General features: G+C 62.0%; 23 protein-coding genes. 10 read left to right on the forward strand and 13 right to left on the reverse strand.

What is annotated here, in order from left to right; translation table 11 throughout:
- Positions 1 to 20 precede the first annotated feature (20 nt).
- Positions 21 to 926 carry a helix-turn-helix domain-containing protein gene (locus tag ACVIIW_RS26025; protein ID WP_456703350.1) on the reverse strand — a complete coding sequence of 302 codons (906 nt, stop codon included), beginning with the start codon at positions 924 to 926 and terminating at the stop codon, positions 21 to 23.
- A gap of 258 nt (positions 927 to 1,184) precedes the next feature.
- Between ACVIIW_RS26025 and ACVIIW_RS26030 the strand changes: the two genes are divergently transcribed.
- Complete coding sequence (locus ACVIIW_RS26030; RefSeq protein WP_456703351.1) at positions 1,185 to 1,601, forward strand: hypothetical protein; 417 nt, start codon at positions 1,185 to 1,187, stop codon at positions 1,599 to 1,601.
- 405 nt (positions 1,602 to 2,006) lie between these two features.
- On the opposite strand, the gene ACVIIW_RS26035 is transcribed toward ACVIIW_RS26030, so the two are convergent.
- Together ACVIIW_RS26035 and ACVIIW_RS26040 are read right to left on the reverse strand one after the other, a co-directional pair.
- Positions 2,007 to 2,726 carry a TetR family transcriptional regulator C-terminal domain-containing protein gene (locus ACVIIW_RS26035; RefSeq protein WP_456703352.1) on the reverse strand — a complete coding sequence of 240 codons (720 nt, stop codon included), beginning with the start codon at positions 2,724 to 2,726 and terminating at the stop codon, positions 2,007 to 2,009.
- A 169-nt stretch (positions 2,727 to 2,895) separates the two neighbouring features.
- Positions 2,896 to 3,801 carry a helix-turn-helix domain-containing protein gene (locus ACVIIW_RS26040; protein WP_456703353.1) on the reverse strand — a complete coding sequence of 302 codons (906 nt, stop codon included), beginning with the start codon at positions 3,799 to 3,801 and terminating at the stop codon, positions 2,896 to 2,898.
- 288 nt (positions 3,802 to 4,089) lie between these two features.
- On the opposite strand from ACVIIW_RS26040, the gene ACVIIW_RS26045 reads away from it, so the two are divergent.
- The 3 genes from ACVIIW_RS26045 to ACVIIW_RS26055 all read left to right on the forward strand — a co-directional run bounded on the left by ACVIIW_RS26045 (position 4,090) and on the right by ACVIIW_RS26055 (position 5,957).
- A complete protein-coding gene (locus tag ACVIIW_RS26045) occupies positions 4,090 to 4,695 on the forward strand; it encodes a hypothetical protein (protein WP_456703354.1) in 606 nt (201 codons plus the stop codon).
- Between the two features lie 278 nt (positions 4,696 to 4,973).
- A complete protein-coding gene (locus ACVIIW_RS26050) occupies positions 4,974 to 5,249 on the forward strand; it encodes a hypothetical protein (protein WP_456703355.1) in 276 nt (91 codons plus the stop codon).
- 201 nt (positions 5,250 to 5,450) lie between these two features.
- A complete protein-coding gene (locus tag ACVIIW_RS26055; protein ID WP_456703356.1) occupies positions 5,451 to 5,957 on the forward strand; it encodes a hypothetical protein in 507 nt (168 codons plus the stop codon).
- A gap of 83 nt (positions 5,958 to 6,040) precedes the next feature.
- Here ACVIIW_RS26055 and ACVIIW_RS26060 read toward each other — a convergent pair whose 3' ends face one another.
- From ACVIIW_RS26060 to ACVIIW_RS26070, 3 genes are all read right to left on the reverse strand, one after another.
- On the reverse strand, positions 6,041 to 7,102 hold the full coding sequence (locus ACVIIW_RS26060; protein WP_456703357.1) for a hypothetical protein: 1,062 nt from the start codon (positions 7,100 to 7,102) through the stop codon (positions 6,041 to 6,043).
- 148 nt (positions 7,103 to 7,250) lie between these two features.
- Positions 7,251 to 7,910 (reverse strand): phasin family protein, encoded by a 660-nt coding sequence (locus ACVIIW_RS26065; protein WP_456703358.1) that lies wholly within the window; start codon positions 7,908 to 7,910, stop codon positions 7,251 to 7,253.
- A 75-nt stretch (positions 7,911 to 7,985) separates the two neighbouring features.
- Entirely contained in the window at positions 7,986 to 8,501 is a 516-nt protein-coding gene (locus ACVIIW_RS26070; protein WP_456703359.1) for a chromosome partitioning protein ParB, read from the reverse strand.
- 169 nt (positions 8,502 to 8,670) lie between these two features.
- Between ACVIIW_RS26070 and ACVIIW_RS26075 the strand changes: the two genes are divergently transcribed.
- A complete protein-coding gene (locus tag ACVIIW_RS26075; RefSeq protein WP_456703360.1) occupies positions 8,671 to 9,234 on the forward strand; it encodes a type 1 glutamine amidotransferase domain-containing protein in 564 nt (187 codons plus the stop codon).
- Between the two features lie 239 nt (positions 9,235 to 9,473).
- Here the strand turns inward: ACVIIW_RS26075 and ACVIIW_RS26080 are convergent, their stop codons facing one another.
- From ACVIIW_RS26080 to ACVIIW_RS26090, 3 genes are all read right to left on the reverse strand, one after another.
- Positions 9,474 to 9,767 (reverse strand): hypothetical protein, encoded by a 294-nt coding sequence (locus ACVIIW_RS26080; protein WP_456703361.1) that lies wholly within the window; start codon positions 9,765 to 9,767, stop codon positions 9,474 to 9,476.
- 274 nt (positions 9,768 to 10,041) lie between these two features.
- Entirely contained in the window at positions 10,042 to 10,704 is a 663-nt protein-coding gene (locus tag ACVIIW_RS26085) for an ImmA/IrrE family metallo-endopeptidase (RefSeq protein WP_456703362.1), read from the reverse strand.
- Between the two features lie 10 nt (positions 10,705 to 10,714).
- The gene (locus ACVIIW_RS26090) at positions 10,715 to 14,464 is read right to left on the reverse strand and encodes a vitamin B12-dependent ribonucleotide reductase (RefSeq protein WP_456703363.1); all 3,750 of its coding nucleotides are present in this window, start codon (positions 14,462 to 14,464) and stop codon (positions 10,715 to 10,717) included.
- A gap of 789 nt (positions 14,465 to 15,253) precedes the next feature.
- On the opposite strand from ACVIIW_RS26090, the gene ACVIIW_RS26095 reads away from it, so the two are divergent.
- The 4 genes from ACVIIW_RS26095 (at position 15,254) to ACVIIW_RS26110 (ending at position 18,200) form a co-directional block, all read left to right on the forward strand.
- Positions 15,254 to 16,150 carry a DMT family transporter gene (locus ACVIIW_RS26095; protein ID WP_456703364.1) on the forward strand — a complete coding sequence of 299 codons (897 nt, stop codon included), beginning with the start codon at positions 15,254 to 15,256 and terminating at the stop codon, positions 16,148 to 16,150.
- Between the two features lie 83 nt (positions 16,151 to 16,233).
- Positions 16,234 to 16,482: a hypothetical protein gene (locus ACVIIW_RS26100; protein ID WP_456703365.1), complete on the forward strand. Its 249-nt coding sequence runs from the start codon at positions 16,234 to 16,236 to the stop codon at positions 16,480 to 16,482.
- An 11-nt stretch (positions 16,483 to 16,493) separates the two neighbouring features.
- Positions 16,494 to 17,828 (forward strand): acyclic terpene utilization AtuA family protein, encoded by a 1,335-nt coding sequence (locus ACVIIW_RS26105; protein ID WP_456703366.1) that lies wholly within the window; start codon positions 16,494 to 16,496, stop codon positions 17,826 to 17,828.
- A gap of 42 nt (positions 17,829 to 17,870) precedes the next feature.
- Positions 17,871 to 18,200 (forward strand): AtuA-related protein, encoded by a 330-nt coding sequence (locus ACVIIW_RS26110; protein ID WP_456703367.1) that lies wholly within the window; start codon positions 17,871 to 17,873, stop codon positions 18,198 to 18,200.
- A 118-nt stretch (positions 18,201 to 18,318) separates the two neighbouring features.
- Here the strand turns inward: ACVIIW_RS26110 and ACVIIW_RS26115 are convergent, their stop codons facing one another.
- The 3 genes from ACVIIW_RS26115 to ACVIIW_RS26125 all read right to left on the reverse strand — a co-directional run bounded on the left by ACVIIW_RS26115 (position 18,319) and on the right by ACVIIW_RS26125 (position 21,957).
- The gene (locus ACVIIW_RS26115; RefSeq protein ID WP_456703368.1) at positions 18,319 to 20,580 is read right to left on the reverse strand and encodes a CHASE3 domain-containing protein; all 2,262 of its coding nucleotides are present in this window, start codon (positions 20,578 to 20,580) and stop codon (positions 18,319 to 18,321) included.
- Positions 20,577 to 20,990, reverse strand: a complete 414-nt coding sequence (locus ACVIIW_RS26120) for a response regulator (protein WP_456703369.1) — start codon at positions 20,988 to 20,990, stop codon at positions 20,577 to 20,579. The genes ACVIIW_RS26115 and ACVIIW_RS26120 overlap by 4 nt, the downstream gene beginning before the upstream one ends.
- 355 nt (positions 20,991 to 21,345) lie before the next feature.
- Positions 21,346 to 21,957: a BA14K family protein gene (locus ACVIIW_RS26125; RefSeq protein WP_456703370.1), complete on the reverse strand. Its 612-nt coding sequence runs from the start codon at positions 21,955 to 21,957 to the stop codon at positions 21,346 to 21,348.
- 245 nt (positions 21,958 to 22,202) lie between these two features.
- Between ACVIIW_RS26125 and ACVIIW_RS26130 the strand changes: the two genes are divergently transcribed.
- Entirely contained in the window at positions 22,203 to 22,610 is a 408-nt protein-coding gene (locus tag ACVIIW_RS26130; RefSeq protein ID WP_456703371.1) for an NADH:ubiquinone oxidoreductase subunit NDUFA12, read from the forward strand.
- Positions 22,611 to 22,936: 326 nt separating this feature from the next.
- On the opposite strand, the gene ACVIIW_RS26135 is transcribed toward ACVIIW_RS26130, so the two are convergent.
- Positions 22,937 to 23,623: a DJ-1/PfpI family protein gene (locus ACVIIW_RS26135; protein ID WP_456703372.1), complete on the reverse strand. Its 687-nt coding sequence runs from the start codon at positions 23,621 to 23,623 to the stop codon at positions 22,937 to 22,939.
- Between the last annotated feature and the right edge of the window lie 79 nt (positions 23,624 to 23,702).

A 23,702-nucleotide genomic window follows, 5' to 3' on the forward strand; every position in this document is an offset into this window, starting at 1 on the left:
CTTCGCGGAGACGGCGCGCCTTAGCCCTTTCGGATCAGCCGCCAGCGGCCCGGCGTGGCACCAACGGCCGCCGCGAAAGATCTCGTGAAGTGGCTCTGATCGGCGAAGCCGCATTTGATCGCGATTTCGGTCAGGGAGAGCGTCGAGTTGAGCAGTAGGGCCTTGCTTTCCTCGATGCGTTGATTCATCAGCCATCGGTGCGGCGGTGCCCCAACGCTAATTCTGAACGCGCGAGCAAAGTGGGCTGCTGACAAGCCGCATTCGCCGGCGATCTGGGCCAAAGAGATTTCGCCACCCAGATTCGTGCGGATGAGTGCCTTCGCGGTCCGAAGCTGCCATGGCGCCAAGCCGCTGCGGAAAGAGCGCTTGCCGGGTCTGCTGATCGCATATTTGCGCAGGAAATGAGTATTGAGAGCCATCGAAATATAACCGACGAACAGCTCGTTTGCCTCTTGAGGTCTCTGCAATGCCGGCAGCAGGCAGCGCCCCAAATGTGCCACCACGGGATCGGAAATATTCGTGCCGGCTACGACGTCATATTGCAGGCGCCCAAGCTCAAGCTCGGCCCCCAGCTTACTCAGTCCATTGTGCGGCACATGGAGGTACAGGAAGTCGAATGGATCATGAAAGTGAATGATCGTTTCGCATCGTAGATCGTAGATGGTCGTCTCGTCTTTCAAGGCGCCCTTGCGTATGTGCCGGCCGTCGACCCATATCTCGCCTCTCTGATGCTGTAGCCGAATGCAAAGCCCAAAGGCCTCGTCGGGGGTGGATGGCAATGTCGGCTCACCGACCGGCCCGGAATACGTTATCCAGACGGCGGCAAACGCGGCTTTCTCGAACGATCTGACAGTTCCCGAGTTCGGCTGCCGGAGCATGGGAAATAGCTTCGCAAAGCGATCTCCATAGCGGCTGGCATTGGTCACGCTCCGCTCCCGATGCGCCTACAGAGCCGATTGGTACAATCTGCGACCGGCCATGCCGCCGCAGCATTTCCTCGCAGGCGCGATTTGTTCAACCTTGGTTCAAGATGTTCAAGCGCAACCGGGCCGATCCGCTTAGAATTCGGCAATACGCCGATTACCTCGGCAGCATTGATGTATTTCAAAGTAATTAAATTGTAGGCGCCGGTGCGGACCAACCTAAGCTTCCTGGAAGCGCTCGTGCGCGCGGCTCGCTCTCGCTTGGCCATGTTGCTGGACCGACTTACTGAATTGCAGGCCGGGACAAGCGCCCCGAGCGGCGGGAATTCTCGTGACTTCAATCCAGGCGACCGCGGGTATGTTCTGGCTGGTGCAGCCGAGGATTTGATCGCCATTGTCACGGTGATGGACCGGATGGTCGGCGAGCTGCTGTTGGAGTCGACGCGATCTCCGGCATCTGCCGGACATTTGTCCAGCAACGTCCTCAACGTCAACTTTCGACAACGGCGATTGCCGGGCGGGCGAAAGCAGAGCAATCCGTCGCCCGCCGCTGCCGATGAAACCGTGAGGCGGACGACATGCTTGATGATTTCGTTGCTGGAGGTCGTAACCGCATTGGAAGAAGCGGTTGCGCAATTGCATCCGCTGAATGCCGCAGAAAGGGCGGACAATCGATAGCAACCGCTGCGTTGGTGCCAAGGCCGCGCCAATCTTACATGCGCGTTCGGTCGAGCGCGCATGTCGGGGCGGGTATGCGAGCGCCGCCCGCGTCGCTGTCGCTCAGCGGAGATGGACGTCATTCGCCCGTCACCTATGCTCTCTCTCTCTCTCTCCAAGGTTGCACCATGCGAGGCGATCGGGCCCGCGCAAGCGACATGTTGCCCTATAACGATAGATAAAATATTTTTTACGATCGGTAAAGACGTTTTACAAGCATGTTTTCACGATCCCGAACGGAGCTCGGCCAACTCTGCGAAGCAACTCAAAGTAGAGTTTGCGGTCGAGCCCGAGCGCCAGGAAAGTTCAGGCTGTTCGGCTCGCTGGAAGCTAAGAGGGCAGGAAAAAGCGCGATCGAAAAATGGGCTAGGCGCCTGATCTGGTGGGGGGCCGGATCGTCGGCTGATCGGTGGCTTCGAGCCCAAGTCCGCCAAAAACCAGCTGTGCGATCGTCGCTTTTGCAGAATCGAAATCTGCCTCTTCCAGCTGCCTTTTGCCCTTCATGATGATCATCTGGCTCGAGAAGTCGGCATAAGCCTGGGTCATTGCCCAGATGCAGAAGAAGAGATCCACCGCGCTGATCGAGCGAATGGACCCGCTCGCCGCCCATTGCTCCAGCGTCGCGACCTTGTCGAGCAGCAATGGAGTTGAGACCTTCTCGATGAAGCTGCCGATGAATTGTGCGCCGCTGATGATTTCGTTTGCATAGATGCGCGACAGATGAGGGTGATCTCGCGAAAAATCGAGTTTTTTATGGATATAGCGCATGAGGATGGTCTTGATGTCGGACGTCGTGTCCAGATTATCCATGTCCCGCGCCCACATATTCATCGCGCGTTCCAGCACTGCGCGGTACAGATCCTCCTTGTCCTCGAAATAGTAGTATATGTGCGGTTTTGCGATCGATGCCTTCTTGGCAATCAGAGCAGTCGTCGCCCCGCGGTAGCCGAAATGCCCAAATACGAACTCGGCCGCATCAAGGATCTTTTCTTCGACGTCAGGGCCCGGCGCAGCAGCCTTGCGGCCGCCTTTTGGCGTGCGGCGGATTCGAAAGAGCTTGAGCTTGTCGGAAGGCGTGGCAGTCATAGGGCCTCGTCGGGAGCGTAGCCTCCGGAAGGAAGGCTGAAAGGCAATGTTTGGATCGGGACCGGCGATTCCCAACGCAGGTTGCCCTTGCCGTCCAGTATTTTCAAGCGGTTAGGCTGGGTGATGGTAGGATCGAACAGCTTTCGAGCACACCGTCGGCAGCGCCATATCAGGTACTTCGGGCCGAGCGCCAACGTCCTGGAGTTGTTCCCACCCTGGCGGAGAAGGCTCTCGTGAAGTGACTTTGATCGGCAAAACCGCACCTGATTGCGATTTCAGTGAGCGACAATGTCGATCCGATCAGCAAAGCCTTGCTTTCCTCAATGCGCTGATCGATCAGCCAGCGATGTGGCGGCGTCCCTGTGCTGACCTTGAAAGCGCGGGAAAAATGCGCTGCCGACAGACCGCATTCGCTGGCGATGCGCGCGAGAGAGACCTCTCCATCGAGATGGGAGCGTATCATATCTTTCGCGATCCGAAGTTGCCACGCCGTCAATCCGCTGCGGCGCAAGCGATCAGGCGCCAGGATGCTGGTGTACGTGCGAAGGAAATGGGTGTTGAGCGCCATCGCAACGTAGCCGACAAACAGCTCGTTCGCCTCATGCGGCCTCTCGAGCGCTGGCAACAGGCACTTGCCAAGATGCGTCACGATGGGATCGCGGATGTTTGTACCGCTCTCAACGTCGAACTGGACGCGAGCCGCATCGAGCTCGGCTGCAACGCCACTCAAGGCGCTATGCGGCAAATAGAGATAAATAAAATCAAATGGATCCTGGAATCGAACCACGGTCTCGCATCGCAAATCGTAGATGCTGGCTTCATCCATCAACGATCCTTTGGGTGCGTGGCGCCCGTCAATCCATGCCTCTGCCCTTTGATTGCGCAGTCGCAGACAAAGTGCAAATGCCTCATCTGGAGGAGAGGGCAGGGTTGGATCGCTATCTCGGCCGAAATGGGCCATGCGCACCGCCGCGAACGTTCCCTTTTGCAGGGATTTCACGAGTCCCGTTCGGGGCTGCTCGATCATCCCGAATAGTTTGGCGAGTCGGTCGCCGTAAAGTCCAACGTCATTCATGCTTTACACTCAATACGTCACCGGCAATGATTCCTGTTCGCCGGCCTCTCCGAATAGCAATTTTAGGTTGCGGTGAGTCGGACACGGCAGACGATGACGTTCCCGCGAATCCGACAAGCTCGGGCCGGCTTTGTAGTCGGCAACATGTGATTTTTGTTGGCTTATCTTTGCCCGATCGGCTTTCGAGGCGCGCATTGATCAATCGTGGCTCAAGACGTTCAAGCGCATTGTTTGAGGCGCACCTAAAGTTGCGTTGCCATTATCGCATGGCGGCCTCTGGAGCAAATGATGTACTTCACACTCATCAGGTCGAAGGCTGCATCGGAATCGATGCAGGCCAACCTGTCATTGCTGGAAGCGCTTGTTAGAACCGCTCGATCGCGGTTCTCGACGTTGGTGGCTCAACTTTCCGACCTGCACAATCAATCTTTGCACTTCGTGCTTAGGGAGAGCGTCGACCCCGGCAGGCACAATGGTCATGGAGATAGCCTCGCCTGTGTCGCGCGGGATACGATCGCCGTCATCAAGGTTATGGACCGGATGGCCGACGAGCTCTTGGGCGAGTCAAAGCAATCCTTGTCGTCAGTTGGATACCTCTCGGGCAATGTCCGAGAGATCGCCTTCGGGGGGTGGCGCCTGCTTTGTGGGCAGACGTCGAACGATCTCCGCGCGGTTGCCGTCGAAGAGAAACTTCGGCGGATGCCGCGCCTGGTGATCTCACTGTTGGAGGTGGCCACGATCCTGGAGGGGACCGTCACAGATCTTGTGGCAATCGTGGAGAGCAAAACGACCGAGGGGGAAAATCGGGTCTTGAAAGACCTCTGTTTCATTCGATCATCTGCCGACTGCAATCAGAGCGATCCAGCTCGGCCCCGCGGAAGCATTCCGGCCTGACCGAGAGTCAGTGCGGTTTCCTCGAGTTGGCCATTGGATCTGGCTTGGCGTGACCTCCCGCCATATTGGCATCTCATGTGACTGAGTGTGTGCATGCAAAGGGGGCGTTCGAATACTGTGCGCGTCGGGAAAGACAACACCTGACGTCGACTTTGATGCGGCGGGTGCCGAACCAAAAGCTTTGCGATTGGATCCGCCGGCATTGCCCGAGCTCTGGATGTCGGGAGGTGGAGGTCTCGCGCCATCGGACTCATTTCCAGCCGCAGACGGATGCACCCGTGCGCAACGCCTTCGATCTCGCCGCGATCTGTTGGCACGATCATTCAGCGCTGGCCGAGATCGCGCAATCGCCTGCCATTGCCGATCATGTCGTGTCGTCTGCGCTGAACCGGCTGAATCTCGCCAAGCACCAGTATCAGGCCGACATCAGGAGCCTGATCAATGCGAGTCCGCGGGGCGAGGAAATCATGGACAGGGCTTGTGGGATTGCGTTGGAGGGGCTTGCGGAAATCAGCGGATTTGATCCCCCGAAAGTGAGACCGGCCGAGCGTTGAGTGCACTGTCATCGTAATCGCAACCGCCACCAAGGAAAGGTTGCGCGACGATCAATCGCTCATCGTTGCGTGCGGCGTCAGTAGTTGGGAAAAAATGGCAAAGCTGCGGCTGTCAACGATTCATCGAGGTAGAATGCCACTTACCCCCGTAATAAACACAATACTGTTTTGGGGTTCTGGGTGCGTATTTGGAGGACCATCATGGCAAGTGTCGAACAATTGCACAGACGGCAAGGCGTAAACCTGGTTCAGCTCGAAGCGGACATTGCCTCGGTACGCTCGGGAAGTTCTCTGACATCCATTGCTTTACCTGATTACGTCGAGCACACCGAAGGCGTCACGCGCGTCGGCGCCCTCAGTGCGGAGGCGGTCATCCGCGACTATGAGTCTGCTGCGAAAGAGATCGAGGCCATGGGCAGCGAGTTGATCGACGCCGCGCAAAAGTGCGAGGCGCTGACAGCTCAGGTCCATGATGCCATTGCCTTCATGCGGGAAACGGCGACGGGCTATCGTGAAGAGGGGCGGAAGATCTTCAAGCGCATCGAAGAATGCGCGCTGTTCACCGAGGACGTCCGCAAGACGTGCGAACAGGTGAAACGCAGAATGGCGGCAGGCTCGGTCGGCCCGTCTTCCGATGAGGAGGTTGCACCGGAAGGCTCCGAGTTGACCGGGATCGCCGCGAAGGTGACGATGAGCGAAGTCCGGTGAGACGGTCATAGGTCCGTCGGGTGGGCATGGCGCATGTGCGCCTTTGCCCACCCCGCGGCGCTAATGGCGTGCGTTATGCGGGCTCACCAATCCAGATCGCCGTAGGGGTCGCCCATATAGGGCGGCGGCATCCAGGGTCCTCGCGGCGGTCTGGGTCGCCGTGGTGGTGAGGGCTCTGGCACGTGCGGCCGTGCACGCGCAGCCGCATCATTGGTCGCACTGCGCACGACGGGCTTTGCGGCCACAGGCGCGGATGACGTCGATGGAGCACTCAGTTGTGTCTGCAGCGCGTGGACCTGTGCGGCGAGGCGCGCATTCTCCGCCGTCTCCTTCTCCTGCGCGGCCTTGAGCTGTTGAATGGTGTCGGCCTGCTCACGCAGGGTCTGTTCGTTGCGGCTTTTCAATTGTTCGAGCTTGCCGTTGATGCTCGCAAGCTCGCTCGTGATGGACTTGAGCGATTGCGCGAGATCGGACGATGACTCCTCGGGCACGGTGGCGGCAGGCTTCGGGGCGCTTTCGGTTTCCTTCGCGACGGGTGCTGCGGGCACCACGCTCGGCTCATCCGCAGCAGCCAGCACCACGGCCGGCGGCTGCGCCGGAGTGTCCGCCGCGGACGCTTGCGCGGGTTGGCTCGCGGCCGGAGCCCATCGTGCCATGAGCGACCTGCTGATCGATTTGGCCTCTTCGCGATATTGCGAAGCGAACGCGGCACCGAGAAGGCCGATCGCCAGCACGAGGCCGACCAAGGCGCGCATCATGGTCCGATCTCCCTTCAAGCCTTGATCGCGCGGCTTGGTCCTCAAGACCTTGGCCTCCGGCGTCGGCGTCTTGTTTCCGGAAGTGGCGGTTGCCGTCGCGCTGGCGCTGGCGTGCGAAGCCCGTGGACCTTCGCTGTTGTGTTCCATTCCGGAAACCAGCCGGTCCAGCCGCGCGAGGTCTTGCTCTGCGCTCTTGATCCGGTCGTAGGCCCGCGTCAGCCCGTCGTCGGCGCGCGCCTCGTCCGGTGTGGCAGTATCGGGATTGGCCGTATCGCGATTGCCGGCATCAGGCTTCACGGTATCAGGCTTCAAGGTATCAGCCTTAGTATCAGGCTTGGCCGTATCAGGCTTGGCAACATCAGCGTTGGGGTCATTCGCGTCAGGCACCGATGCGCTCTCCATCCGGTCGGGCGTCAATGGGATGGCAGTCCCGATCGTGGGAAGGATAGGTCTCGCAGCTGTCCGACACAACGCGCGCGCACAGGAAAAATTATGGCGGGCTCGGCTCCGCGCCGTCGGAATACGCCAGCTGTCGCTAGTGACGTGTCGCGCGGACTTCGAGCGTGGTCTGGGTGGGCCTGGTCACGAATCTCTCAAAGTGCATGAACATTTGTCTGCTCATTTGTTCGTGCAAGCCGGCGATCTCCCGGGATTCAGCGACGAACGAGTCACACGCCTGTTTCGCGTACTCGATCTGAAGCTCGAAGGCCTCGACGGGTGAGCGCGCCGTCGCGAGCTTTCCCAGGAGGGCCCAGGCGCGCTCAAGGGAGTTGCTGATGTAGCGGCTGTAGGCATCGGCAATTGCCTGCGGGCAGGCCTGCGATGGTTCCACAGGTGCGACGGGGGCGCTGGCAACGATCTCCATCCCGGGCGGCAAGGCTGCAGCTGAGGATAGCTCCGCACTCATCTGGTGGGTGGTCTCAACGTCCGGCCTGTCTTCTTGCTCTTGCTTGTTCCCCTGACTGATCTCCGCCGCGGCATCCGGCGATTGATGTGCTGCCGTTGCGTGTTGTTTGTCGGCCTCGGTGCGTTCCGCGGCCTTCTTTTTCCCGCCGCGCCGGCCGGATTTTCCGCCTTGCTTATTTTTGATTGAACTCAACATCGCAAATGGCTCCTCAATATCGCTGAAGCCGCAAGCCTCCGTCGCGTTTGCGCTGAAATCGCGATTATCAGACGTCGCTTGGGTGGCCGCCATGTGGTGAGATTTTGCCTGAGACCGGCGGCTCGGTCGATCGACCATCCGGCGCGCCCATCGCCGTCGTCGCAACAATCAATAGCGGCCGCCGCTGCCCTTTTGCTGCGTGATCCAGGCCGACAATGTTTTCGGGGCCGGTTTCGCAGTCCGGCCCGGCGATGCCTTCGGATTATCGCGGACGCCTTTCATCGGCCGGGTGCGCGGCGCTTCCGTCTGCCTGGCGCCCTTCAAGGCAGCCGCCGATGCCTCTGCGGCTTCCTTCTCAAGGCGCAGCTGTTTCAATCGCGCCATCTTGAGGCGCTCTGCCTCGACTTCGGGTCGTTCGGCGAGCAGGGGCCTGTGTTGAGCAAGCTCGGCCGTAACGAGGACCCCGAGAATGCTCGTCTCGCCGAGCGCCTTGCAGGCCTCCAACCGATGCAGTCCCTCGACCAGAACGAGGCGGTCTCCGTCGAGCCTGACGGAAATGGGTTCCTGTTGTCCGATGTCCAGAATGCTTTGCGCGACCTCCGCGACGGTCTCGGGCTTGATGGCCTTCTTCTGCTTCGTCGGAACGAAGATCTTTTCGATGGGGAAGCTTTCCGGTTTGGGCATAATCTGACTCCGCATCCACCGAGCCCGTCGGAACCCATGCCGGTGATGTCGGGAGTTTAAGGGCGAAGGGCTCGGTCGCAAAGGCAATTTCGGCGCGGGGCGCGTGTGAGGAACGAAATGCGAAAGTGTTCGATTGACTGGCATCATCTCACGCTCAAAGGAGACACCGATGGAACTGTCCGGGAAGAAGATCGCTATTCTGGCGACCAACGGCTTCGAGCAATCGGAGCTCGAAGTGCCGCGTGATGCCCTCAAGGCTGCCGGTGCGACTGTGGAGATCATTTCGCTGCAGCCCGGCGAGATCAAGGGCTGGGACAAGAAAGACTGGGGCCGCCCCGTCAAGGTCGACAAGACTCTCGATCAGGCCGCTGCGGGCGACTATGACGCGCTCGTGCTGCCCGGCGGCCAGATCAACCCTGACCTGCTGCGTGTCGAGCCGAAGGCGCTTCAATTCATCAAGAGCGTCTTCGATGCCAAGAAGGTCGTCGCCGCGGTCTGCCACGCGCCCTGGCTGCTGGTCGAGACGGGGATCGCGAAGGGCCGCAGGATGACGTCCTACAAATCGATCAGGACCGACGTCGCCAATGCCGGGGCGAAGTGGGAGGATTCGGAGGTCGTCGTGGACCAGGGCGTCATCACCTCGCGCAACCCCGGTGACCTCAAGGCCTTCAGCGCAAAGATCATCGAAGAGGTGAAGGAGGGGCGTCACACGCAGCGCAGCAGCGCAGCGTAATCGCGATTGCGGCGACGGTGCATTTGATTGAGGCTTCACCCCCGGTGCCAGATGGGGAGGTGGCGGATTTAGTGCACTGTCACCGTAATGCCCAACCTAATGCTAAGTGTCGGCAGAGGAATTGAAGGCCTCGTGTGTTGCTCTCATCTGAATCACGAGAGCTGCAATCTTGGTCCGCCATATGAGCTCCGAGGTCCTATCAACGAAAAAGGGGGCAGTGAAGCTGCCCCCTTGCTCGATCATGCTGCGGCCAGAGAAAACCACCGCCGTTGAATGAAATCGGATGACTCGGGCGGTATGTTCAACCAAGCAGCATTATTGTTCGTTGAGTCGACGATGTAGATGCTGTCGTTGGCGTCAATTGCCCTGGCGAGGATGTTTCGCGCCTGTTCAGCGGTGTAGTTGCTTCTAACATACCAGAACGAGTAGTGAATTTTCGCCCAGGCGCCAAGGCTCTGAACCGCCGCGATGATGGTGTGATAGTTCCTTCCCGGGTCGTGAAGGTCGTAGGAGATATGCAGATTATTCGCCATATGCGAACCTCGCTGTAGAAAACGCTAAGGCTCCGCTAGACGCCGGAAGAAAGAATCGCTTAACTGCTCGTGCCACGGAGAGGAAGCTCTGCTTTCTCGACGTCCCCGTAAGTACCTTAGCTGGTCTTCACGGGCCCAATGCCGAGGCTTGCCTCGGCATTGGTGTCTCTTGAACTCGAATCACCGTACCGGCACCAATCTAGCCGCGTCGATTCGAGGTAGTCGAAACAGTCCGTCGCTTATCCACGACTTTGTTTTGCGGTCTGAGGTCGGGCTACATCTCGGTGATCTCGCCGCACTCATCGCACTTTAGCAAAACTCCGATATGAAGCAGTGTGAAGCTGCGGCATTTGTCGCAGGCATCCCCCGTGTACCGAGGGAAGAGAGGGTGCTTGCTGGCAAGCGCATCTTTCAAGCGGCGCTTTGCCACCGTGTCGCTAACGACGCAAAGACCTGCAATCGTATCTTCGTCACGCAAGCGGAGCGCTACGTGATCGGGGGCGAGAAACAGGTCTGCAAAGGCATTTGCCTGTGCTTCGGCGGATTCTTCTTCTTCGACAAATTTGAGAACAGCGTCTTTGTCGTTAGAGAATGCGACGGCGCGTCCGTCGTGTAACACGATGTGCCCGATCTCGTGAGCTAAGATAAAGCGCGCATACGGTTCACCCGCCCCGGCGTCATCCCATATCCGTTGCACTATGTGCAGCGTTGGCGGATTGAACGTTACGCAAGCTCCCTCGGGGAGGTCCTCGGGGCTACAAAATTCTACGTGCAGCTTGCCCTTGCCGCGCAAATGCTTGGCGAGGACTTGGAGAACAAAGGTGCAGATGTTGAAGCTGTTGACGCCGTGTCGGTCCGCGATCAACCACCAGCTCAATGCCACGCGAGCGATATCCTCGCGAGATTGATGCCGGACTTTGTGATCGCGGAGCGTCAATTGTTTCGCCTCAGCTACATCCGGTCGTGCTTCCGCAGGTGTCGCACTTCATACAAGTGCCATTCCGCACCAGCGTGAAGTTTCCGCACTCCGAGCACATCTCACCCTCGTAGCCTTTTGCCTTAGCTTCGGCGCGGCGCTCGGCCTTGCTAGGGGCTGCGACGGTTGCAGCACTGCCAGCCTTGCTCCACTTGAGGGCCTCGAGCTTCTCCGTTGGCGACAGATCGGTCTGTGTTCCCTGCTTTAGCGCGACGGCGCCTTCAACAATTCCTTCAGCCCTCGCTTCGGGAGATGAGAACGCCATGCGCGGACCATCCGAAGTCTTGGCGAGTTCGGCTATGCTCGAGCCGCCGCGCATCACGACGAGGTTGTCGGTGCGGGAGCGGGTGAGGCCGCGCGAGACCAGCTTGGTGGCGTGGTTGGGCTCGTCCGGCTCCTTGCCTTCCTCGACGCCCTTGCCGAGCGCGTCGAAGCCGGTCTCGTTCGGATCGACATGGGCGAGATCGAAGCGCGACATGTAGCTCACCGCGAGCTCGCGGAAGACGTAGTCGAGGATCGAGGTCGCGTACTTGATGCTGTCGTTGCCCTGCACGGGGCCCGCCGGCTCGAAGCGGGTGAAGGTGAAGGCGTCGACATACTCATCGAGCGGCACGCCGTATTGCAGACCGAGGGAGACCGCGATCGCAAAATTGTTGATGAAGGAGCGGAGCGCCGCGCCTTCCTTGTGCATGTCGATGAAGATCTCGCCGAGACGGCCGTCGTCATACTCGCCGGTTCGCAGGTACACCTTGTGGCCGCCGACGACCGCCTTCTGGGTGTAGCCCTTGCGGCGATCCGGCATCTTCTCGCGCTCGCGCATCACGATGATGCGCTCGACCAGCTTTTCGACGATCTTCTCCGAGACCTGGGTCGCGCGCGCGGCCATCGGCTTCTCGTAGAGCGCCTCGACCGCATCGTCCTCGTCGTCGTCATCGCTGATGAGCTGCGAGTTGAGCGGCTGGCTGAGCTTGGAGCCGTCGCGATAGAGCGCGTTGGCCTTCAGCGCCAGTTTCCACGACAGCATGTAGGCGGACTTGCAGTCCTCCACAGTGGCGTCGTTCGGCATGTTGATGGTCTTGGAGATCGCACCCGAGATGAAGGGCTGGGCGGCCGCCATCATGCGGATGTGGCTCTCGACCGAGAGATAACGCTTGCCGATCTTGCCGCAGGGGTTGGCGCAGTCGAAGACCGCGTAGTGCTCGGCTTTGAGGTGCGGAGCACCTTCCACCGTCATCGCGCCGCAGATGTGGACGTTGGCGGCCTCGATCTCGCGCTTGGTGAAGCCGACGGCCTGGAGCAGGTCGAAGCCGGGGGCCGCGATCGCCTCGGCACCGATGCCGAGCTGGTCGCGGATGAACTCTTCGCCAAAGGTCCATTTGTTGAAGGCGAACTTGATGTCGAAGGCGGTCGGCAGCGCCTTCTCGACCTTGGCGATGGCTTCATCCGTGAAGCCTTTGGCCTTGAGGGTCGAGGCGTTGATGCCGGGGGCGTTGGAGAGCGAGCCGTGGCCGACGGCGTAGGCTTCGATCTCCGCGATCTCGCTCTCGCGATAGCCGAGCGCGCGCAGCGCCGACGGCACCGCGCGGTTGATGATCTTGAAGTAGCCGCCGCCGGCGAGCTTCTTGAACTTCACCAGCGCGAAGTCCGGTTCGATGCCGGTGGTGTCGCAGTCCATCACCAGGCCGATCGTGCCGGTGGGCGCGATCACCGTGGTCTGGGCGTTGCGATAGCCGTGCTGTTCGCCGAGTTCGAGCGCCGCATCCCAGGCCGCCTTGGCGTGGGTGACGATGTCCTGTTGCGGGCACGAGGCGTGGTCGAGCGGCACCGGGTTGACGGAGAGCGCCTCGTAACCGGAGGACTCGCCATGCGCGGCGCGGCGGTGGTTGCGGATCACGCGCAGCATGTGCGCGGCGTTCTTCTTGTAGCCGGGGAAGGTGCCGAGCTCGGCCGCCATTTCCGCCGAGGTCTTGTAGGTGATGCCGGTCATCACAGCGGTCAGCGCGCCGCAGAGCGCGCGGCCTTCCTTGCTGTCATAGGACAGGCCCATGGTCATCAGGAGGCCGCCGATATTGGCGTAGCCGAGCCCGAGCGTGCGGAACTCGTAGGAGAGCTCGGCGATCGCGCGCGACGGGAACTGCGCCATCATCACGGAGATTTCCAGCACGATGGTCCAGAGCCGGCAGAGGTGCTCATAGCCCTTCACGTCGAACTGTTTTGTCGACGTATTGTAGAAGGTCAGCAGGTTGGCTGAGGCCAGGTTGCAGGCGGTGTCGTCCAGGAACATGTACTCCGAGCACGGGTTCGACGCGCGGATGTCGCCCGAGGCCTTGCAGGTGTGCCAGTCGTTCATGGTGGTGTTGAAGTGCAGGCCGGGGTCGGCCGACGCCCAGGCGGCGTAGCCGATCTTCTCCCAGAGGTCGCGCGCCCTGAGCGTCTTCGTCACCTTCTTGGAGGTGCGGGCGTTCAGGTTCCAGTCGCCATCGGTTTCGACGGCGCGGAGGAAGTCGTCCTTCAGCGAGACCGAGTTGTTGGAATTCTGTCCTGACACCGTGAGATAGGCTTCGCTGTCCCAGTCGGTGTCGTAGACGTCGAACTGGATGTCCTTGTAGCCTTGCTTGGCGAACTGGATGACGCGCTTGATGTAGTTGTCGGGCACGAGGCTGCGGCGCGCGAGCTTGATTTCACGGCGCAGGGCAGGGTTCTTCTCGGGGTCGAAGCAATCGTCGCCGGAGCCTTCGCAGTTGACGCAGGCCTTCAGCACCAGCTTGAGGTGCTTCTGGTTAATCTTGGAGCCGGTGACCAGCGCAGCAACTTTCTGCTCCTCCTTCACCTTCCAGTCGATATAGGTCTCGATGTCCGGGTGATCGACGTCGACGACGACCATCTTGGCGGCGCGGCGGGTGGTGCCGCCCGACTTGATCGCGCCGGCGGCGCGGTCGCCGATCTTGAGGAAGCTCATCAGGCCGGACGAGCGCCCGCCGCCGGAGAGCTTCTCGCCTTCGCCGCGCAGGCGGGAGAAGTTGGAGCCGGTGCCGGAGCCGTATTTGAACAGGCGCGCTTCGCGGACCCAGAGATCCATGATGCCGCCTTCGTTGACGAGGTCGTCGCCGACGCCCTGGATGAAGCAGGCGTGCGGCTGCGGATGCTCGTAGGCCGACTTGGACTTGGTCAGCTTGCCGGTGAAGGGGTCGACGTAATAGTGGCCCTGGCCGGGGCCGTCGATGCCATAGGCCCAGTGCAGGCCGGTGTTGAACCATTGCGGCGAGTTCGGCGCGACCATCTGCATGGCGAGCATGTAGCGGAGCTCGTCGTAGAAGGCCTGTGCGTCCTCGTCGGACGAGAAGTACTTGCCCTTCCAGCCCCAATACGTCCAGCAGCCGGCGAGGCGGTCGAACACCTGCTTGGCGCTGAGCTCACTGACATAGCGCTCTTTCTCAGGCAGCGCTGCAAGGGCATCGGTGTCGGGCACGGAGCGCCACAGGAAGGAGGGGACGGATTCCTCCTCGACCTTCTTCAAGCGCGCGGCGACGCCGGCCTTGCGGAAGTATTTCTGGGCGAGCACGTCGGAGGCGACCTGCGACCATTCGGCCGGGACCTCGACGCCATCCATTTTAAACACGACCGACCCGTCGGGATTCCGGATCTCCGAGGTGGTCAGGCGGAACTCGATTCCCGCATAAGGTGACTGTCCTGCCGTGGTGTGGCGCCGCTCAATCCGCATGGTCTTGCCCCGTCCTTTTCTTTGACCTGACCGCCTCTCGTTGAAGGCGTCCCGGTCGCTATTTCAATTCGCGTTTCCCTTGGGCCCTGTTGGCCCCTCAGGCACCGCAGTTCAGCCGGTGGATCCGGCCTGTTTCTCCCGGGGATGTCGGGTGCGTGCACCTCTCATCCGCCGGCTTGCCTGGACACATCCGCCCCCAAGGGGATGAGCCCGACATGCGTTCAAACGCCCCACACCATCACAACGTCTAACTTCACGCGCGTGCACCGGCGTGAAATTTGCCATCCGAGCCTGTTACCGGCCCGTTCTGGCGCCCGAAAAGTCTGCTCACCAGGGCAGACAAGCCCTTTCCCGCGGCCTTCGTCTGGCTTGGCGGAGTGGCGATTTGCGAGACCCTTGGGGGGAGTGCCGGCGGGACGCAAACTCACTCGCGCCGAACGGATCGAAAGCTAGGACTCTCCAAAGCGCCCGTCAAGAACTAGTGCGAGTTCCTGAATCAAATACTAAATATGGTGGATTACGGGGGATAACAGGGGCAAGGCCGCGCCTGTTGTCGAGCCAAGTATCAGTGAGTCCTCAGGGATTCCCAACCGAAAAAATTTGCATCCCGTGATGATCCAGACCCTTCATCCCGCTGTTCACAGGGCAGCTATATTTTTGCCCGAAAGGATTGCGTCAGCAGGACTCACGTAGTGCTACGGAAGGTAAGGGCAGGCATGCCCGCCGAGGTGGTGGTCCCGTCCCCGAATCCGCGCCAAGCTGAGGGTTCTGATTTGCCGGACTGCCTCCATGCTTGATTCGACCAAACCGGTGCTGCGGCCGCGCATCGCCCCGGCCGGCCTGATGTTCCTCGCGATCACCTCGATCGGATGGGGGTTCAATTGGCCGGTGACGAAATTCCTGCTCTCCGAGCTGCCGCCGCTGACGCTCCGCGGCGTCACCGGCGTGCTCGGCGCGCTGCTGCTGGCCGCACTCGCGCTGGTGCGCGGCGACAGCCTGACGGTCGCGCGCGCGGTCTGGCCGCGGCTGATCACGGCAGCCGTCCTCAACGTCACCGGCTGGATGGTGCTGATGGGGCTCGCGCTGCTCTGGCTGCCGGCGAGCGAGGCGGCGCTGATCGCCTACACCATGCCGGTCTGGGCCTCGCTGATCGCCTGGCCGGTGCTGGGCGAGCGGCCGACGGTGCTGCGCACGATCGCGCTGGTGATGGCGTTTGCCGGGCTCGCCTCGATCATGGGCGGCAACGGTATTGCCGCCAGTGCCGAGAAGGCGCCCGGCATCATCATGGCGCTATCAGGCGCCATCGGCTTTGCCGTCGGCACGGTGTTCTCCAAGAAATACCCGATCCATCTGCCGCCGATCACGGCCGCCGCCTGGCAGATCGGGATCGGCTGCCTGCCGATCTCGGTCATCGGCCTGCTCATCGAAACCTCGCATCTGGACAAGGTGACGCCAACAGGCTGGTGGCTCCTGGTCTATTCGACCGTGGTGCAGTTCTGCATCGCCTATGTCAGCTGGTTTGCGGCACTGGCGCGGCTGCCGGCCTCCGTGGCGGCGATCGGGACGATGGCGGTGCCCGTGATCGGCGTGGTGGCGTCAGCGATCGCGCTGCACGAGCCGCTCGGGCCGGGGCAGATCGCCTCGCTGATCTTTACCCTCGTGGCCGTGGTGCTGGCGACGCGCTAAGGGCAGGATAGGCCCCTGCAAACAGGCCGCGCCTGCTCGCCTGCAGGGACTCCGCGAACAACCGGCTGAGCGGCGGAAGTCCGATGCGCCTTCTTGATCAGCGCGACCGGCCACGAAAAGTTGCTGTCGCTGATCCTGCCGCTGCGCAGCGAGGGTTCGGCGAGGATTTCGTCTCCTCCTGGCTCTGTCGCGGGGAAGAGAAGCGGCTCGGCCTGCAGGCCGGCACGTCGGTCGATCTCGTCGACGATCAGGAGTTCACGACACCGTTTCTCTTTGCCGCTTCGGCGGTCATGACTATAGCTTGCGTTTGTCTCGGCATTTTCCCGCTGTAGCGAGGTGACGAATGCGCACGATCAGATTGGGAGCAGGCGCCGGCTATTCGGGCGACCGCATCGAACCGGCCGTCGAGCTCGCGGAAAAGGGCGGGCTCGATTATCTGGTGTTCGAATGCCTCGCCGAGCGCACCATCGCGCTTGCGCAGGCCGCGCGGCTGAAGCATCCCGACGCCGGGTTCGACCCGTTGCTGGAAGCGCGGATGAAGGCGGTGCTGCCGGCCTGCCGCGCCAACGGTGTCCGCATCGTCACGAACATGGGCGCGGCCAATCCGGAATCCGCCGCGCGGACCACCACGGCGATCGCGCGGCAGCTCGGGGTTCATGGGCTCAAGATCGCCGCCGTCACTGGTGATGACGTGCTGGGCGATCTGAGGAACTCCGATCGTCCTCTCGACATCGGCTGCACGGTCGACAGTCTGGGCAATCGCATCGCGTCCGCCAATGCCTATCTCGGCGGCGCGTCAATCGCGCAGGCCTTGCAAGATGGGGCCGACGTCGTCATCACCGGTCGGGCCGCCGATCCCTCGCTTTTCCTCGGTCCGTTGATCCACGAGTTCGGCTGGGCGATGGACGATTGGCCGCTGCTGGGAAAAGGCATTCTGGTTGGCCATCTCCTGGAGTGCGCGGGTCAGGTCACCGGCGGATACTTTGCCGATCCCGGATACAAGGACGTCAGGGATCTTGCCCGTCTCGGCTTTCCGATCGGCGAAGTGCGCGAGGACGGGGATCTGGTGCTCACCAAGGTGCCGGGATCCGGCGGGCAGGTCACGGCCGCGACGGTCAAGGAGCAATTGCTGTACGAGATCCACGATCCCGCCCGCTATCTCCAGCCTGACGTGGTCGCTGACTTCTCGCATGTCCGGGTGGAAGAGATTGGCGAGGATCGCGTCCATGTCTTCGGTGCGACCGGCACACCGAAATCAGGCGAACTCAAAGTTTCGGTCGGCTACATCGACAGTTATGTGGGCGAAGGCCAGATCTCCTATGCCGGGCCAGGCGCCCTCGAGCGCGGACGGCTGGCGCTCGAGATCGTGCGGGAGCGGCTTGCGATCGCGGGCGTGGAGACCAGTGAACTCAGGTGCGATCTCATCGGCTCGAACGCACTCCATGGCGAGCGCCTATCGCAGCAAGCCCGACCTTACGAAGTGCGTGTTCGTGTGATCGGTCGCACCGCAACGCTGGCCGAAGCCCGGCGTATCGGCGAGGAGGTCGAGACCCTCTACACCAATGGTCCGGCCGGAGGCGGCGGCGCCTGGAAATCGGCCCGTGAAGTCATTGCCGTGGCATCGACCCTGATTCCTGAAGCTGCCGTACGCACGGCCATCCAATACTTCAACACGTGAGCGTGAAACGCGACACGCTCGCGATGAGCAGAGGGTGACAGCATGAAACTGCGGGACATCGCGCACTCGCGCACGGGAGACAAGGGCAACACGTCAAACGTCTCCCTGATCGCGTACGACCCGAATGATTATGGCCTGCTCTGCGACTACGTAACGGCCGAGCGAGTCAAGCACCTGTTCGACGGCATCGTCAACGGTGAGGTGACGCGATACGAATTGCCCGAGATCGCGGCGCTGAACTTCGTCATGAGCGAGGCGCTTGGCGGCGGAGTGACGCGATCCCTTGCCATCGATGCACACGGAAAGTCGCTCAGCTCGGCATTGCTGAACATGGACCTTCCCGATGACGTCAGTTCCACTTCGAACGAGTAGCTCATGATCAGACCCTTTCTGTCGTTTCCGCCATCGGAGGGAGACAAGATCCTCGTCGATCAGGGCCGGGTTCTGATGCCGGATTGAGCTTACGCGGGCCGAACGTGTGCGCCCGCGTTCAAGACGCCGCCATGCCCCCATCGCCGTCCAACGCCTTGCGGATCATCTCGGCGAGCTGGTTGCGGCGATAAGGCTTCGTCAACAGCATCACGCCGTCGTCGAGCTTGCCGTGATGGACGATGGCGTTGTCGGTGTAGCCGGAGGTGTAGAGCACCTTGAGGCCCGGCCGGCGCTTCGCCACCTCGTCGGCGAGCTCGCGGCCGCTCATGCCGCCCGGGATCACGACGTCGGTGAAGAGCAGGTCGAAGGCCTGGCCGTCCTCGATCATCTGCAGCGCCGCCTTGCTGTCGCCGGCCGCCACTGTCTTGTAGCCGAGGCTCTGCAGCTGCGCAGTGACGAAATTGCGCACCAGATTGTCGTCCTCGACGATGAAGATGGTCTCGGCGCCGCCTTCGGCCTGCGCTGCGGCTGACGCTGTCGTTTCGGCCGTGCCGTCGCCTGGCGGCAGATACAGCTTGATCGTGGTGCCGTGGCCTTCCTCGCTATAGATCTTGATGTGTCCGCCGGACTGCTTGACGAAGCCATAGACCATGGAGAGGCCCAGGCCGGAGCCCTTGCCGACCTCCTTGGTGGTGAAGAACGGCTCGAAAGCCTTGTCCTGAACGCTCTGCGGCATGCCGATGCCGCTGTCGCTGACGGCGAGCATCACGTAAGCGCCGGGCCTGACGTCGGCATTGGCCTGCGCATACGCCTCGTCCAGGACGACGCGGCGCGTCTCGAGCAGCAGCTTGCCGCCATCAGGCATGGCGTCGCGGGCGTTGATCGCCATGTTGAGAACGGCGTTGGTGAGGCGCGACGGATCGATGTGCGAGGTCATCGTTCCCTGTTCCAGCACGGTCTCGATCTGGATCTGCTCGCCCAGTGTCGGGCGCAAGAGTTTTGCGATGTCGGTGATGGCGGCGTTGATCTCGATGTCGCGCGGCTGCAGCGGCTGTTTTCGCGCGAATGCGAGTAGGTGCTGAATCAGCTCGGCACAGCGCTCCGCGGCATCGTCGATCAGCCGTGCTGTGCGCTGCAGCTCGGGCTGGCCCTTCAGGCCTGCCACCAGCGTCTCGGTATTGCCGGAGATCACCGTCAGCATGTTGTTGAAGTCGTGCGCGACTCCGCCGGTCAGCTTGCCGATCGAATCGAGCTTCTGCGACTGGTAAAGTTGCCGCTCGGTTTCACGCGACGAGGTCGCGTCATGATACACCAGCACGGCGCCGGAGATGTTGCCTTGCCCGTCGCGCATCGGCCGGCCGCTGATCATCAGATGTCGCGGATTGTCGCCGCTGTGCGGGCGGACGATCATCTCGAGAGCTTCGAACTCGTCGCCGCGCAGGACTCGCACGGAGGGCAGCTCGTCGGCCGTGAGCGGCGTGACGCCGTCGCCCTGGAATACGTCGGATAGCGCACGCAGATTGCGCAAGTTCATGCCGGCGCGATGCAGCAGGATCCGCTCGGCCGCGGGATTGGACAGCAGGACCGTGCCTTCCTTGTCGATCACCAGCACCGCTTCCGCCATGCTGCGGAACGTGCTCTGGAGCACGTTGACCGACAAGCGCAGCTCGTCGTGGGCGGTGACGAGGTGCTCGGTGCGTTCGGCGACGGCGGCCTCGAGCGCCGCCTTGGCAGCTTGCGTTTGCTCGAGCGAGCTCTGAAGCTGCACCGTGGTGCGCCGGCTCTCGCGCATCACCATCAGGACCAGCAACAGGATCACCAGCGCGCCCGCAACGTCGATGCCGAGCAGCACGATGCCGGTGCGGCGCGAATCCATCGATCGCGCGCTGAGCAGCCGTTCTTCGCCCGAACTCAGATGGTCGAGATTGCCCATCACCGTGTCCATCAGGCCGCGGCCTTCGCCCTTGCCATTGAGTGCGGCAATGCCGTCGCCGTCATTGGTGGTGCGCAGCCGCATCGCCTCTGCGGCGATCTCGATCCGACGCAACGCCAGCGGTTCGGTCGCCTCCAGCAACGCGACCTGATCGGAATTATCGTGAACGCTGCGCTTGAGGTCGGCGAGCGCGGGCGCGATCTGGGCCCGCGCCGCCTGAAACTCGTCGTTGAAGCTCTGGCTGCGATAGATCTCGTAGCCGCGCGCGGCGCTCTCGGCGCGCCGCATCAGCAGGCGCAGGTCGGAAATCTTCTTCAGCACCTCGACGGTGTGATTGACCCAGGCCGCATCGGACCGCGACTCGACGTCGAGGCCGATTGAGGCGGCGGTGATCAGCAGGAGGATGGCAAGTCCAGCACCGAGAATGACGCGCTGCGAAGGGATCAAGGTGCTTCTTTCTTGTCCTTCGGCGGCGCGGCCTCACCGAGGGTTTCCCGGATCGTGGTCAGCAGGACCTCGGGCGTGAACGGCTTGCGCAGGCAGCGCGTCGCGCCAAGCTCCAGTGCCATGCGGAGAAAGTCCGGAGAGGGCGAGGCGGATGAGGCAAAGGCGTAGCCCGACATGGCAATCAACGGGATGGCAGGCGCGCGCTCATGGAAGATGCGGATGGATTCGAAGCCGCGCATATGCGGCATGAAGATGTCGACCAGCATCACATCGAACGTCTGCGCTTCGAGCGCAGCAAGCCCTGTCTCGCCACCGTCGGTGAGCGTGACATCGAAGCCCTGGCGCTGCAGGAGGACCTCGATGGTCGCGCCGACCATCGGATCGTCATCGACCACGAGAATACGCGGCATGACCCTTCCTAGTAGATCGAAGTCCCCACAGCGATTGGTGATATAGGCGAATCGTGCGCCGGGTCAATTTTCGATTGGCCAGGAATCGCTATGCATCGCGGCATGCATAGCGCCCCGTTTGGGTTCCGATCGCTGCGAGGTGTTGCAGCTGAATCTCGAAGGAATTCAATGACAGGTTGAGGCAAATCCGCGCGATCAACGAAAGCTGTTTCGTCACATGGCAAAGATAGCGACCGATGCCGTGTGCTGTGGGCGATCGATATTCGCTCTCATTCCCCCGCTTGCCGGCGCCGACCAAAAGCCTGCGCGGCACCCATGACCGGCGCCGCGCAGGACTGACATGCGTCAGGCCGCGTTACGGGCAGGGATGGCGCAGGCCGTCATAGCCGAGATAGGTGCCGGACGCCGGGTCGTAGGACCGGTAGCGTTGCGCGCAATAGGCCGCCGCATCGCCGCCGCCGTCGGGGACCACAGCGACGGCCGCGCCGTCGTCATAGTATCCGTCGTCGTAGTAGGAATCGTCGTAATACGGACCGCCGTAATAGGCATAGGAGCCAAGGCCGCCGACCGCAGCGCCTGCCGCGAAGCCCGGCCAGAAGCCACCACCGCGATGGTGATGCCAGTCGCCGCCGCGCCAGTTGCCGCCATTCCAGGTGCCGCCGGCCGCCGCGAAGTTGCGGCCGCCGCCGTTGAAGGTGGTTCCACCACTATTGAAGGTGGCTCCCCCGCTCGGGCGCACCGCCGTGCTGGCTGCGAAATTGCCGCTGCCACCACCTAACCGGGCGGCGCCGCCAAAGTTGCCACCGCCCACGTGGGCAGCGCCACCGCCGAAATGTGCTCCGCCGCCGCTGAAATGGCCGCCGCCGAAGCCGCCGTGGCCGCCACGGCCCTGGGCAAAGCTCGGGGTTGCCATCGGAATAACGAGTGCCAGCGCCGCGGCCGCACCCAAAACTCTCAGACTGTTCATGTTCAAACTCCTTTCCCGCGAAGCAAATCCCTTGAAAGGGCACCGGTTCCTTGGGATCACGTCGGTTTGCGCATGGGCGTAGATTTCCCCTCCACGCTGGCCCGGCATGAATGGATCGCGATCGATTTGCGGCAGCATGGATTGCCGCTGCCACCGCGTTTGGGCTGGGCACCGCCGCGCCGGTCGAACTGGACATTTGGCCGTCCGGATGGCATCAGGACCTCACGAAGCAGGGCCCTTGCCGCATGAAACAATTCTTCCTGAAGCTCTTCACCTGGTGGAACGGCCAGACCTTTGGCACGCAACTCTGGACCTCCAGGTTCGGAGAACTGGTCGGTCAGGACGAGCAGGGTAACCGCTACTACCGCACGGCCGGTGGCAAGATCGACCCCACGCTCGGCTTCGAGCGGCGCTGGGTGATCTATAACGGCTATGCCGAAGCCAGCCGCATTCCGCCGGCCTGGCACGGCTGGATCCATCACGTCGTCGATGTGCCGCCGACCGAGCTCAACTATCAGCCGCGCGAGTGGGAAAAGCCGCACCAGCCGAACCTCACCGGCACGGGGAAGGCCTACCGTCCGTCGGGCTCGACCTTGGCCAGCGGCAGGCGGCCGAAGGCCACCGGCGACTACCAGCCCTGGACGCCCGGCTAACCGCGCCTTCCTTGGTCAGCGGATCGGATGCACGCGCATCCGCATCGCGTCGCTGTGGACAACGGGAACAGCGGGGATGCCGGCTGCGCGGGCGTTGCGTCTGCGCGAGCGATGCGGCTCAATGAACCCATCTTACGGAGATGGGAGACCATCGCGTTCGGTTCGGGCAACAGTTCGCGACTGTCCCGAAATGCAGCGGCCGCCGAGGAAGGACTCGATCGGGAGATAGGCCCCCGGTCTGGGAGTTCCGACATCGCCCGATGAGAATGTGCGCCGCCGTGAGACAGGAAAGGCCGCTTGGGAAACCGAGCGGCCTTTTTCTGTCGTCACATCACCCGCGCCGCTGCGCGCTTCACCGCATCGAGACGGCGGGCTTGGAATGGCGCGACGCGCTCCTTCATGAGCGCGATCACCTCGGCCGGAGCGGTCTCCGGCGAGCCGGCGTTGAATGGCGGCGCGGGATTATATTCGAGGCGGAGCTGGATGGCCTCTGCGGTGGTGCGATCGACGAGCAGCGACACCAGCGTCAGTGCGAAATCGATTCCCGCTGTCACGCCCCCGCCGGTCACGCGGTTGCGATCGATGCAGACGCGCGTCTTCGTCGGCGTCGCGCCGAACAGCGCGAGCATCTCCATCGCGCTCCAATGGGTGGCGGCGTTGTAGCCCTTCAAGAGTCCGGCTGCGCCCAGCACCAGCGATCCCGTGCAGACCGACGTGACGAATTTGGCGCCCGCCGCCTGTTTGCGGATGAAGCCGAGGGTCTCCTCGTCATCGAGGAGCGCGTCGGTGCCGAAGCCGCCGGGAATGCAGATCACGTCCAGTTGCGGGCAGTCCGCGAACGTCATGCTCGGTGTCAGCATCAACACGGAATCGCTCGGCACGGGCTCCAGCGTCTTCCAGATCAGGTGCACGGTCGCGCCGGGGACGGACGAGAACACCTGCAACGGGCCGGTGAAGTCGAGCTGCGTGACGCGCGGGAACACCAGAAGGCCGATCTGGAGCGGTGCCGACATGAGAACCTCCGAACAAAAGCTTGACGTGCGCAGGATGGCATGATGCCTTCATGTCAAAAATGGCGTATTTCCCTCAGAT

It is taken from the genome of Bradyrhizobium sp. USDA 4449, from assembly GCF_054056275.1.